Here is an 11950-nt window from a genome sequence, read left to right as displayed (position 1 = left end):
GCTCGGCTGCGGGCGGCGGCGACAGTGGTGGCGGAGGCGGCGGCTCCTGGTGAGCGGAGGGCGCGACCGCACCTAGGTCACCGGGCCCTGGACCGGCCCAGTCGCCGCAGCCCGCAGCCGAGCCGTGTGGCGGCCAGTGCGAGCCCGCCGATCGCCACCGCGGCCAGCAGCCAGCCGATATCCGGCGTGAAGAGGCGGATGAGCTGCCGGCTCCCGCCGAGCGACTCCGGTACGGCGAACCAGGCGCCGTAGGCAAGACCGAGCCCGGCGAGCACCCAGGCCATCGTCGCCGGCACGGTGCGCCGCCATCGCACCGGCCGCGCCGACGGGCGCACGAGCCGGAAGGCCGCCCAGCCGGTGGCGGCGGTGACCGCGACCGCCACGGCGGTCAGTCCGGCCAGCAGGCCCTGGTACATCGGGTCTTCGGACTCACCGCCGCCGGGCCGGCCGCCGGCAAGGATGCGGGCCGCGCCGAGTGCGGTGGAGACGTGCTGCTCGGCCTGGAAGTAGCCGTAGATGTTCTGCATCACGACCAGGGCGCGGTCCTTCTCCGGCAGGAGCACGACGGTCGCCTGGTAGCCGGGAGCCGCGCCGCCGTGCCAGATGGTCCGGGTGCCGAGGTCGGCGTTGCGGTCGTCGTCGCGCCAGCCGAGGCCGTAGTGGTGGGTGTCCTGGATGCGCACGGTGCCGGTGTGCATCGTCCGTGCCGAGCCGGGCTCGAGGACCTGGGTGCCGCGAAAGCTGCCGTTGTCCAGGTGGGCCATGGCGAAGTGGGCGAGGTCCTTGACGGTGCCGCCGAGGTAGCCGTAGCTGGGGCCGGTCTCGTCGAAGCGCGGTGACATGGCGGCCGGTTGGCCGTAGACGTAACCGTGGCCGTCGGGCAGGCGGGCGGCCTGGGCCCGCGTGGTGATGGCGCCGGTCATGTGCAGCGGGTCGAGCACCGATGTGCGCAGGTACGCGGCGAAGGGCCGGCCCGTCACGGCCTCCACCACCGCGCCGAGCAGCAGGTAGTTGGCGCTGGCGTAGATGTGCTTCGCACCCGGTTCGGCGAGCGGGGAGACGTCGGCCAGCTTTGCGACGGCGCTGCGGTACGGGTCGCGGCGATGCTCGAAGCGGTCGGTGGCGTCGGTCACCTCCGGGAGGCCGCTGGTCTGCTGGAGCAGATGCCGGACGGTGATGCGGGCGGCCGCGGCCCGGTCCTCGAGGGTGAAGTCGGGCAGGTAGGCCCGTACAGGCCGGTCGAGGTCGACCTTGCCGTCCTCGACCAGTTTCATCACGGCGGTCGCGGTCACCGGTTTGGCGACCGAGCCCCACAGGAACGGGGTGCGGGCGGTGACCGGGTCGCCGTCGCCGTCCTTCCCCATGGTGCCTATGTGCTCGACCTCGCGGCGGTCGACGATCGCGTACGCCATGCCGGGGGCCTTCGCGTCCGACATCCGCTCACGCAGGTACGCGTCCATCTCCTGCTCCGCTCCCCCGGCGTGAGCCGCCGGTGCGGGGATCACCACCGCACACAGCGCGAGAACGACGGCGAGCAGCACGGCGCCGTATCCACGAGGTCCCATCTCTTCTCCCATCCATAACCGTATCCGCATACGGTTTTGATTTAACCATACGCTGATACGGTTACGGCATGGCTCGCACCGCAGACCACGACGCTCGCCGCCGGCAGATCGCCGCGGCGGTGCACCAGCTCGTAGCGGAGGGCGGCCTCGACGCCGCGACCGTGGCCCGGGTGGCGAAGGAAGCGGGCTTCTCGGTCGGGCTGGTGCAGCACTACTTCCCGAGCAAGGACGCGCTGCTGCTGCAGACCTGCCGGCAGGTGATGGCCGACGTCAACGCCCGGGTGGCCGACCGGATCGCGGAGGGCATCACCGGCAAGCAGCCGATCTCCACGGTGGTCTTCGCCTCACTCAAGGAGCTGCTCCCCCTCGATGAGGCGCGCCGCGGCGAATACCGCGTCACCCGCGCCTTCCGCGACCGGTCGCTGGACAACCCCGACCTGGCCGAGGTCGCCCGTACCACCGCCGCGGAACTGCGCGCCCAGCTCGCGCAGGCGGTCACCAACGGCAAGGAGTGCGGCGAGGTCGAACCCGACGCCGACGCCGACCTGGCCGCCACCCGCATCACCGCCCTCACCGACGGCCTCGCCGACCAGCTCTACGCGGACCCGGCCCGCAAGGTCGGCCGCCGGAAGCTCGCCTCCGCGGCCGAGCGGCTGCTGCGCGCGGCGCTCGACGAGGTCTTCACCGGGGAGTGCCGGCAGTACGGGCGTTGAGGCGCCGGGGCAGCAAGGCGCCCTTGGCGCCGGAGTCGCGCCGGGCCTGTGTGAGGTGTACGGAGACGATCCACAGCACCCCGAGGTCGAAGACAAGCTCGGTGACGGCGGCGAACTGGTTCACGGTGAACTTGAAGACCTGCCCGGCGAGGATGTCCGCGAGCAGGGCGAGCCGGAACAGCCGGAAGGCGGCGGCCCGGTCGTACCAGAGCCGCAGCAGCCCGGCCATGCCCAGCAGGACGGACGCCGCGGCGGTCACCAGGATCGCGACGGCGGCGCCGACCTGCGGGTCGCGGTCGAGTTCGCCGCTGACGGCGTCCATAGGGATCCATACGGTCAGCAGCACGGCCTCGATGAGCACGCAGGCGACGGCCACGATGGCGGCGGCGCGGGTGCTGGCGACGCGGCGGAGGGTTTGAGCGGCCTGCGCGAGACGCCGGCGGTGCGGGGCGGGCGGTCGCTCCGGGAGGGCGGCGAGGAGGCGTACGAGAGCTAGGTCGGCCTCGCGCCCGGACCCCCCGACGAGGCCGAGCGCCGTGCGGCGCTGCTCGTCGGTGAGCCCGGAGCCGACGCCGCCGAGGGCGAGGTCGGCGGCCTGGGCGGTGCGCTGGTCGGGGGTGAGGGCGGCGGGTTCTGCCGCTCGTCGCTTGATGCCGTGGGCGAGGAGCAGGAGCACGGCGAAGCTGCCGTAGATGATCCCGGCGGCGGGCTGGTAGAAGTACCCGGGCTCGTCCGTGACCTGCTTCCCGACCTCGTCGATGAAGAGCCCGAACCCGGCCCCGCCGGCGACGGCGGCCGCACCGCGGGCGGCCCGCCCGACGCAGCAGAGCAGGACGAGCAGCGCGGCCATCATCAGCAGCCCGCCCCACAGCATGTGCGCGATGTGCAGGTTGCCGGCCCCGCCTCCACCGATCTTGGGGTATCCGGCCTGGGCGAGGAAGGCCCGGGTGCCGAGCACAGTGGCGATGCCGGAGAGCGCGAACAGCTGCGCGTAGGAGGCGGCGTCGGCCGCGCGCAGGAGGGTGGGTCGGGATTGGCGCCTGAGGCGAAGTGAGCCCATCCCCCGAGCGTGCCGAGCCGTGGCACGTGGGGCGATCGGGGAAGGCCCGGAGAACTCCCCGACCGCTCCCCTAGGTGAGGCGGCGAACATAACTGACACTTCGTCAGGTCTGTGGGATGCTCCGCGCATGCCCGCCGACCCGGAGATACGCGACGTCTTCCAGCCCGCGCAGCTGGGGCCGCTCCGATTACGCAACCGGATCATCAAGGCGGCCACCTTCGAGGGGATGGCGCCCGAGGCGCTCGTCACCGACGAGTTGATCGACTATCACCGGCGGCCCGCGGCCGGTGGCGTGGCCATGAGCACGGTGGCGTACTGCGCGGTGGCGCCGGAAGGGCGTACCCAGCGGGGACAGTTATGGATGCGCCCGGAGGTACTGCCCGGGCTGCGCCGGCTCACCGCGGCCGTGCACGAGACGGGCGCCGCGGTCGCCCTGCAGCTGGGCCACGCCGGGCCGGTGGCCGACGCCCGCTCGAACCGGGCACCCGCGCTCGCCCCGATGGCCGGCTTCAACCCCGTGAGCCTGCGCCGCGACCGCGCGGCCACGCCCGCCGACCTCGACCGGATCGTACGGGCCCATGCCGACGCCGCCCGCCTAGCCGCCGAGTGCGGCTTCGACGCCGTCGAGCTGCACCTGGGCCACAACTACCTGGCCAGCGCCTTCCTCAGCCCTCGCCTCAACCGCCGCACCGACAGGTACGGCGGCTCGCTCCGGAACCGGGCGCGGTTGGCGCTGGAGATCGCCCGGGCCGTCCGCGAGGAGCTCGGCGACCGCATCGCGATCACCGCGAAGCTCAATATGTCGGACGGCGCGCGCGGCGGCCTGGCCGTGGCGGACAGCCTGCAAGTCGCGCGCTGGCTGCAGGACGCGGGGTCGGTCGACGCGCTGACGCTCACGGCCGGCAGCTCGCTGCTCAATCCCATGTATCTCTTCCGCGGGGAGGCGCCGGTCAAGGAGTTCGCGGCGCAGTTCCCGCTGCCGCAGCGGGTGGGCATCCGGCTGCTGGGGCGGAAGTTCCTGCGCTCCTATCCGTATGAACCGCTGTATCTGCTGGAGCGGGCACGGGAGTTCCGCCGGGCACTGACGCTGCCCGTGGTGCTGATCGGCGGGGTGACCGACCGGGCAGGCATGGACCGGGCGATGAGCGAGGGGTTCGACTTCGTCGCGATGGCGCGGGCGCTGCTCCGCGAGCCCGATCTGGTGGAGCGCATCCGCGGCGACGCGACCACGCAGTCGCGCTGCATCCATTGCAACCGCTGCATGCCGACCATTTACACCGGCACGCACTGCCCGCTCATCGGCACCGATCGGTAGTCCTCGCCGTCACTGTCAGTGGCCGGTGGCACGATGAGTCGCATGCTGAGCATCAAAGTCCTCACCGAGACCGATGAGTCGGTCCTGCGGCCGGGTGCCGATGAGCTGGTGGCGCTGGTGCGCCGGATCGGCGGCGACCGTGACCATTTCCTGGTCGTGCAGCGGGTGCCTGATCTGCCGGACCAGTTCATACAGGTGTGGCATGACGCGGGTGAGGAGTATCAGCTGGAGTATCGCGACGGCGGCCATGACCGGCATTACGGGACCCGGGTGCCGGCGGCCCGGCAGGTCGCCGACGCGATGTGCGGATGGGCGCGGCAGCAGGACGGCTGGGACGCGGGCCTGGCGTGGGAGCGGCTGGACATGCCGGAGCCCGAGCCGGTGCCGCCGCTCGCCGACGAGGTGCGCGAGCCGGTCGAGGAGATGCTGCGGGAGCAGGTGCTGTGCGGATACGCGACGCGGCAGGAACTCGTCAGCAGGGTCGAGGACTTCACCGGAGGCAGCAGCGAGCTGTCCGTATCGCAGCCGCAGGCGTCGGAGCTCGTCGACCGGCTGTGGCTGGAGCGGGTGGCCGAGCAGGCCGGGTGGGACGACGAGGAGACGGATCCGGAGCGGGTGGAGCGGGTCTTCGCCGGGTTGGAGGAGACCGGCATCACGGCGCGCCCGCACTTCGCGGACTGCCGCGGCTGCGGGCTCGCGGAGATCGGCGGGGTGCGGCCGGGGGCGCGCGGCTTTGTGTTCTTCCACTGGCAGTCGACGGAGGCCGCCGCGGCGGGACATGGGCTGATGCTGCACTACGGCGGCTTCGACGGCTCGGAGGAGACGACGGCGGCGATAGGCCGCGAGGTGAGCGCGGCGCTCGCCGACGCCGGACTCGGGGTGGAGTGGGACGGCGACCCCGGGCAGGGGATCGCGGTGCAGCCGCTCGACTGGCGTAAGCGGCTGGTGGGCTGACGGCGTGCGCCGTGCCGCGGAAGCCTTGCGGTCAGTTGGCCGCGCCGTCGAGCAGCCGGCTGTAGCGCAGCCGAAGGGCCCGCTCCATGCTGCCCAGCGCCGCCGCGAACCCGAGTGTGATGTTGCCCCACAGCGGCAGGCCGATCGGCGACTCGAAGCTCCCGATGCGGGAGGCGATGGGGGGTATCTCGGAGACCGGTTCCACGATCTGCAGGACGAGAAGGCCGGCACCGATGAGGAGCATCATGAGGGAGCCGAAGCCGATCAGACGGCTCAGCCCCGGGTGGTCTCGGTCGAGGCGCGAGCGACGGCCCTCCGCGGAGGCAGGATCCGGCACGAGCTGGTGCTCCGCCCCGTCGGCGGTGACGTAATGGCAGCGCTTCATCCCGAAGCCGCTCATGGCCACCTCGATCCGGCCGCCGCCCGGCGCGGGGAAGGCTGCCGGGATCTTGGATACGGCGTGCAGCCTGCCGTCGACGTACAGATGCGCCTTCACGTCGCCGGAGCTCTGGTTCTGCCAGTGCCGGACGTCCACGGTGTACATCGCCCGCCGCCCGTCAGCCTCCACCAGCGGGAGGTGGAACAGCGCCCGGCCCGGCAGCTGCCACCAGCGGAAACGCTGAAGTGGGCGCCCGTCCCCCGGCTGCACGCGCTTCGCCGCTCGCCGTCGGCGCCGCTCCTCGAACATGGCTCTCAGCCTCTCTGCACACTCACCCGAACCCGCACTAGCACGCTGTACTAGTGCCATGTATGACACGGTAGCACGATGTGCTAGTACAGTGTGCTGGAGGAGGTGGGCCAGTGACACAGGACAAGGCGCGCGAACCCCTCGGCACGCGGGACAAGATCCTCGCGGCCGCGGCGGCAATGATCGGGGAAGATACGGCGTCGAGCCTCAGCGTGCGGGCGGTCGCGGCACGGGCCGGGGTGAGCACCGGATCGCTGAGGCACTTCTTCCCGACCCAGCGCGAGCTGCGCGACGCGGTGCTCGCCACCATCTACCACCACGTGGTCTCCGAGGAATGGATCCACGACCGCTCACTACCGCCCCGGGACCGGCTCGTGAACTGCCTCCGCCAGGTGCTCGCGCCCGCCGGAGTCGGCGACCAGGCACGCGAGGCCTGGCGCAAGCTCTACGAGGCATTCATCGCCCCCGAGCCGACCGACGAGGTGCGTGCGGCGTACCTCGCCATGGACCGGGAAGGGCAACGCCGCGTCGAGTCCTGGCTGGCGACCCTCACCCAGGAAGGCGCGCTGGCCGCAGGCGACAACACCCGCCGCGCGAGGTTCCTGATGACCGTCCTCAACGGGCTCGCGACCGAACGGGCGCTGCCCGCCGAGGAGTCGATCCTGAGATCGGAGACGGAGACCCTCTACATGGCCGTCGACTGCGTCCTCAGTTCTGGAGCAGCGCCTCGATCGTGATGGGCAGTTCCCGGACGCGGCGGCCGGTGGCGTTGAAGACCGCATTGGCAATGGCCGGGGCGACCCCGACCTGGACAACCTCGCCGAGGCCTTTGACGCCGAGCGGGTCGGCGTCGGGGTCGTTGCCCTCCAGATAAAGCGCCTTCACCTCAGGGACGTCGGCGTTGACCGGGACCAGATAGTCGGCGAGGTTGGCGTTCACGATGCGGCCGTCGCGGTGGTCGGTGATCGTGTGCTCCATCAGCGCCGTGCCGATGCCGCCCACCATGCCGCCGATGGCCTGGCTCTCGGCCAGCTTGGAGCTGATGATGCGGCCCGCGTCGTAGACGCCGAGCATGCGGCGTACGCGCACCAGCCCCAGCGTCGCGTCGACGGCGACCTCGGCGAAGGTGGCGTTGTAGGCGTGGACGGTGAGCCGCTCGGAGTCGGGCGGCCCTGCGTAGGAGCCGTCCGCCGAGAGGTGCGCGCGGTCATTGCGGCCCAGCAGGCTCCGGTACGTCTCACCGCGCGCCGAGTCGCTCCTCAGGTGCAGGCGCCCGGCCCGTACGACCACATCCTCCGCGTCCGCACCGTGCAGCGGTGACTCGCGATCCGCGACCGCCAGCTCGATCGCCTGCCGGCGGATCTGGTCGCACGCGTCCAGGACGGCGGAGCCCACGCTGGCCATGGTCATGGAGCCGCCGTGCGCCGGTGTCGGTGGGTAGAGCGAGTCGCCGAGGCGGAAGGTGACCGTACGCATGGTCAGGCCGAGCGCGTCGGCGGCGACTTGGGTCTGGGCGGTGTACGTGCCGGGACCCATGTCGCTCGACGCGGCCTCGACGACCGCCGTGCCGTCGGCGTCCAGGCGGGCCCGGGCCTTGGCGGGCATGCGCCCGGGGTCGTAGACGCCCGCGGCCATACCCATGCCGATCAGCCAGTCCCCCTCCCGCCGGGAACGCGGCTGCAGCGGGCGGCTCTCCCAGCCGAACTCGCGGGCGCCGACGGTGCAGCACTCGCGCAGCCGGCGGGTGGAGAACCGGTGGCCGTTCGACTCGTCCTCGTCCGGCTCGTTGCGCCGGCGCAGCTCGATCGGGTCGAGGCCGAGGCGGTCGGCGAGTTCGTCCATCGCCGTTTCGAGGACGAAGGACGCCGAGGCGAAGCCAGGACCGCGCATCCAGACCGGGGTGTTCACGTCCAGCGACACCGTCCGGTACGCCTGCCGGACGGCGGCGAGGCTGTAGAGCGTCTGGCCCGCGGTCATGATGCCTTCGGTGAAGGTCTCGTACGAGGACGTCTCGCCGTCGATGGCGTGGATCGCGCCCTTCAGCCGGCCGCGGCGGTCGCTGCCGAGCCGCAGCCGGTAGTCGTACGCGGGCCGAAAGCCGGTGCCGGCGTACATCTGCCGCCGGCTGAGGACCACCTTCACCGGCCGCTCGGCGACGCGCGCGGCGAGCGCGGCGGCGACCGTGTGCGGCCAGCAGCGCAGCCCGCTGCCGAAGCCGCCGCCGACGAACGGGGAGATGACCCGCACCGCGTCCTTCGCCAGGCCGAAGACGGCGGCGAGTTCCTGCTGCGTGCCGACGACCCACTGGGTCTTGTCCCACACGGTGAGGCTGCCGCCGTCCCAGCGGGCGATGGTGGCGTGCGGCTCCATCGGATTGTGGTGGTTGCGGGCCAGCCGGTACGACAGATCAAGGCGCACGGCCGCGTCGCGCAGCGCGGCTTCGGCGTCGCCGCGCGCGTACGTCTCCGGCTTGCCCGGCTCGCCCTCGGCCAGGTCCGTGGACGGCTGCTCGGCGTCGTAACGGACCTTGACCAGGCGCGCTCCGTGCTGCGCCGCCTCCAGGGTGGTGGCGATGACGACGGCGACCGGCTGGCCGTGGAAGCGGACCAGGTCGTCCTGAAGGACGCGCAGGCGGCGGCCGGGCGGGTTGTTCGAGCCGGAGTTAGCGCGGTACGGGAGGCGCGGCGCGTTGCCGTGGTGGAGCACCCGGAGCACGCCCGGGTGGGCGAGCGCGGCGCGGGTGTCGACGGCGGTGATACGGCCGCGGCCGATGCTCGCGTCGACGAGAACGGCGTGTGCGGCACCGTCGACGTCGTGCTCGGCGGCATACCGGGCCTCGCCGGTGACCTTCAGCCGCCCGTCCACCCGGGACAGGGGCGCGCCGACGGCTGCCTGCGGCTGCGGGCTCACTCCGTACCTCCTACGATGCGCAGCTGACGCTCGACGGTGCGCTTGAGCAGCTCGACCTTGAAGCGGTTGTGCTGCAACGGGCTGGCTCCGTCCGCGGATTTGGCGGCCGCGGTGGCCCAGAGGCTCTGGGAGGGGCGTTCGCCGACGAGGTGCTCTTCGACGGCGGGCAGTTTCCACGGAACGGTGCCGACGCCTCCGGCAGCGACCTTCGCGGTGCGGATCACGCCGCCGTGTACGTGCAGGGCGACGGCGGCGGAGGTGAGCGCGAACTCGTACGACTGGCGGTCGCGCACCTTCAGGTACCCGGACTGCAGCGGACGAGGGAGCGCGGGGAGCTCGATCGCCGTAATCAACTCGCCATCCCCAATGTCGTGTTCGCGGTCCGGCGAGGTCTTTGGACGGAGCAGAAATTCTGCGATGGGGACTTGGCGGCGCCCGTCCGGGCCCAGCAGCCGCACCGTCGCCTCCAGCGCGGCGAAGGCCACCGCGACGTCGGAGCAATGCGTGGCCACGCAGGAGTCGGACGCGCCGAGGATGGCGTGACCGCGGTTGAAGCCGCCGCGGGCGGCGCAACCCGCGCCCGGATCACGCTTGTTGCAGGCGGCCGTCGGGTCGCGGAAATACGGGCAGCGGGTGCGCTGCATGATGTTGCCGCCGATGGAGGCCATGTTGCGGAGCTGTGCCGAGGCGCTGAGCTCCAGCGCCTCGGAGACGACCGGGAACAGGGCGCGCACCTTAGGGTGGGCGGCCGCCTCGGCCATGGTGACCAGCGCGCCGATGCGCAGACCTCCGCGCTCGGTGGCGACGACGTCGCGCAGCGGCAGGCCGGAGATGTCGACCACGGTCTCCGGCCGCTCGACGCCCTCGCGCATCAGGTCGACGAGCGTGGTGCCGCCGGCGATGTAGCGGCCGCCGCGGCGTCCGGCGGCGATGGCCTCGGGGACGTCCGAGGCGCGGGTGTAGGTGAACGGGTGCATGTCTTACGGCACCTCACTTCCCGCCCGCGGCCTGCTGGACCGCGCGCACGATCTTCGGATAGCAGCCGCAGCGGCAGACATTGCCGCTCATCCACTCCCTGATCTCCTCCGGCGAGCCGGTGTGTCCCTCCTCGATGCACGCGGCACCGGAGACGATTTGGCCTGGCGTGCAGTAGCCGCACTGGAAGGCGTCCTGGTCGATGAAGGCCTGCTGCAGGGCGTGCAGTTCATTGCCGTCCGCCAGGCCCTCGATCGTGGTGACGTCGGCGCCTTCGAGCCGCACCGCGAGCGTCAGACAGGCATTGACCCGGCGCCCGTCGATCAGCACGGTGCACGCCCCGCAGGCCCCCGCGTCGCAGCCCTTCTTGGAGCCGGTCAGGCCGAAGTGCTCGCGCAGCAGGTCCAGCAGGGAGGTGCGGTTGTCGATCGTCGCGGTGCGGCGGGTGCCGTTGACCGTGAGGGAGACGCGGGTGGCGGGCACCTCAGCGGCAGCTCCCGCCGCCGCGGCGGAGTGTCCAGCGACCATGATGGCTCCTACGGCGGTGCCGGTGGTGGTGGCGACGAAGGTGCGCCGCGTGGGGAGTGCGGGATCGGTCGGCAGCTTGCCGGGGCGGGTCCCGGCGGTCACGGCTTGAGCAGGGTCTTGATGGCCCGTCGCTCGTCCATCGCCTTGTAGCCCTCGGCGACCTCGGCCAGCGGCAGGGTGAGGTCGAAGACCTTGCCCGGGTCGATGTGGCCCGCCAGCACGCGGTCGATCAGGTCCGGCAGATAGCCACGTACGGGGGCGGGGCCGCCGCGCAGGGCGACGTGGGAGTGGAAGAGCTCCTCCCCGTCGACGGCCACCTCGTGCGGGACGCCGACGAAGCCGACGTTGCCGCCGGGCCGGGCCGCGTGCAGGGCCTGCCGCATGGACTGCGAGGTGCCGACGCACTCCAGGACCGAGTCGGCGCCGATCCCGCCCGTCATCTCCTTGACGAGGGCGACCCCCTCCTCGCCGCGCTCGTCGATGATGTCGGTCGCCCCGAACTCGCGGGCCAGCCGCTGCCGCGGCTCGTGCCGGCTCATCGCGATGACCCGCTCGGCGCCCATCTCCTTGGCGGCGATCACCCCGCACAGACCGACCGCGCCGTCCCCGACCACCACGGCCGTGCCACCGGGCCGCACCTCGGCGGCCAGCGCCGCGTACCAGCCGGTGCCCATCACATCGGAGACGGCGAGCAGGCCGGGCAGCATCTCCTCGGGCGGGTGCTCGTCGGTGGCGACCAGCGTGCCCTGGGCGTTGGGGATGCGCACGTATTCGGCCTGGCAGGTGCCCATGAACACGCGGTTCAGACAGTGCGACTGCCAGCCGTTGCGGCAGTTGGCGCAGGTGTTGTCCGAGGTGGCGAAGGAGCCGACGACGAACTGCCCCGGCCGGACGGCGGTGACCTCGCTGCCGACCTCCTCGACGACACCGACGTACTCGTGGCCCATCGGGTGCGGATCGCCGATCGGCTCCAGACCGCGGTACGGCCACAGGTCCGAGCCGCACACGCAGGTCACCACCGTGCGGATGATCGCGTCCGTGGGCTTCTCGATCTTCGGGTCATCGACGGTTTCGAAGCGGACGTCACCGGGGGCGTGGATCACTGCGCCGCGCATGAGGGGTCTTCCTTCTTCTTACGTGCCGGGAAGCGGAGTGCTGCATCACCCAGCTAACCGGCCCGCGACGCCCGCGGCGAAGCACCGTCGAGGGGTGTGGTGCCGGTACACCCCTACGGCGGTGTCC

11 protein-coding genes are annotated in these 11950 nt (G+C 72.1%); 4 read left to right on the top strand and 7 right to left on the bottom strand.

What is annotated here, in order from left to right; genetic code table 11:
- Nucleotides 1-77: 77 nt before the first annotated feature.
- On the bottom strand, nucleotides 78-1565 hold the full coding sequence (locus G5C51_RS17185; RefSeq protein ID WP_165238222.1) for a serine hydrolase domain-containing protein: 1488 nt from the start codon (nucleotides 1563-1565) through the stop codon (nucleotides 78-80).
- Between the two features lie 68 nt (nucleotides 1566-1633).
- Between G5C51_RS17185 and G5C51_RS17180 the strand changes: the two genes are divergently transcribed.
- Nucleotides 1634-2278, top strand: a complete 645-nt coding sequence (locus tag G5C51_RS17180; RefSeq protein ID WP_165238220.1) for a TetR/AcrR family transcriptional regulator — start codon at nucleotides 1634-1636, stop codon at nucleotides 2276-2278.
- Here G5C51_RS17180 and G5C51_RS17175 read toward each other — a convergent pair.
- Nucleotides 2247-3338 carry a hypothetical protein gene (locus G5C51_RS17175; RefSeq protein WP_165238218.1) on the bottom strand — a complete coding sequence of 364 codons (1092 nt, stop codon included), beginning with the start codon at nucleotides 3336-3338 and terminating at the stop codon, nucleotides 2247-2249. The genes G5C51_RS17180 and G5C51_RS17175 overlap by 32 nt on opposite strands.
- 127 nt (nucleotides 3339-3465) lie before the next feature.
- Between G5C51_RS17175 and G5C51_RS17170 the strand changes: the two genes are divergently transcribed.
- Nucleotides 3466-4653 (top strand): NADH:flavin oxidoreductase, encoded by a 1188-nt coding sequence (locus G5C51_RS17170; RefSeq protein ID WP_165238216.1) that lies wholly within the window; start codon nucleotides 3466-3468, stop codon nucleotides 4651-4653.
- A gap of 42 nt (nucleotides 4654-4695) precedes the next feature.
- Entirely contained in the window at nucleotides 4696-5607 is a 912-nt protein-coding gene (locus G5C51_RS17165) for a DUF6891 domain-containing protein (RefSeq protein ID WP_165238214.1), read from the top strand.
- 31 nt (nucleotides 5608-5638) lie between these two features.
- Here the strand turns inward: G5C51_RS17165 and G5C51_RS17160 are convergent, their stop codons facing one another.
- A complete protein-coding gene (locus G5C51_RS17160) occupies nucleotides 5639-6295 on the bottom strand; it encodes a hypothetical protein (RefSeq protein WP_165238212.1) in 657 nt (218 codons plus the stop codon).
- A 113-nt stretch (nucleotides 6296-6408) separates the two neighbouring features.
- On the opposite strand from G5C51_RS17160, the gene G5C51_RS17155 reads away from it, so the two are divergent.
- Entirely contained in the window at nucleotides 6409-7032 is a 624-nt protein-coding gene (locus tag G5C51_RS17155; protein ID WP_165238210.1) for a TetR family transcriptional regulator, read from the top strand.
- Here the strand turns inward: G5C51_RS17155 and G5C51_RS17150 are convergent.
- The 4 genes from G5C51_RS17150 to G5C51_RS17135 form a co-directional block, all read right to left on the bottom strand.
- Nucleotides 7004-9205 carry a molybdopterin cofactor-binding domain-containing protein gene (locus tag G5C51_RS17150; protein WP_165238208.1) on the bottom strand — a complete coding sequence of 734 codons (2202 nt, stop codon included), beginning with the start codon at nucleotides 9203-9205 and terminating at the stop codon, nucleotides 7004-7006. The two genes, G5C51_RS17155 and G5C51_RS17150, sit on opposite strands and share 29 nt — an antisense overlap.
- Nucleotides 9202-10182: an FAD binding domain-containing protein gene (locus tag G5C51_RS17145; protein ID WP_165238206.1), complete on the bottom strand. Its 981-nt coding sequence runs from the start codon at nucleotides 10180-10182 to the stop codon at nucleotides 9202-9204. Before G5C51_RS17145 ends, G5C51_RS17150 begins: the two co-directional genes overlap by 4 nt.
- Nucleotides 10183-10195: 13 nt before the next feature.
- Complete coding sequence (locus tag G5C51_RS17140) at nucleotides 10196-10708, bottom strand: (2Fe-2S)-binding protein (protein ID WP_165238230.1); 513 nt, start codon at nucleotides 10706-10708, stop codon at nucleotides 10196-10198.
- A gap of 98 nt (nucleotides 10709-10806) precedes the next feature.
- Complete coding sequence (locus tag G5C51_RS17135) at nucleotides 10807-11823, bottom strand: zinc-dependent alcohol dehydrogenase family protein (RefSeq protein WP_165238204.1); 1017 nt, start codon at nucleotides 11821-11823, stop codon at nucleotides 10807-10809.
- Nucleotides 11824-11950: the final 127 nt, after the last annotated feature.

This window comes from Streptomyces coryli (genome assembly GCF_011044975.1).
GTDB lineage: Bacteria > Actinomycetota > Actinomycetes > Streptomycetales > Streptomycetaceae > Streptomyces > Streptomyces coryli.
Note: the sequence above shows the minus strand (reverse complement) of the source record. Positions and strands in the feature narration are given on the sequence as shown.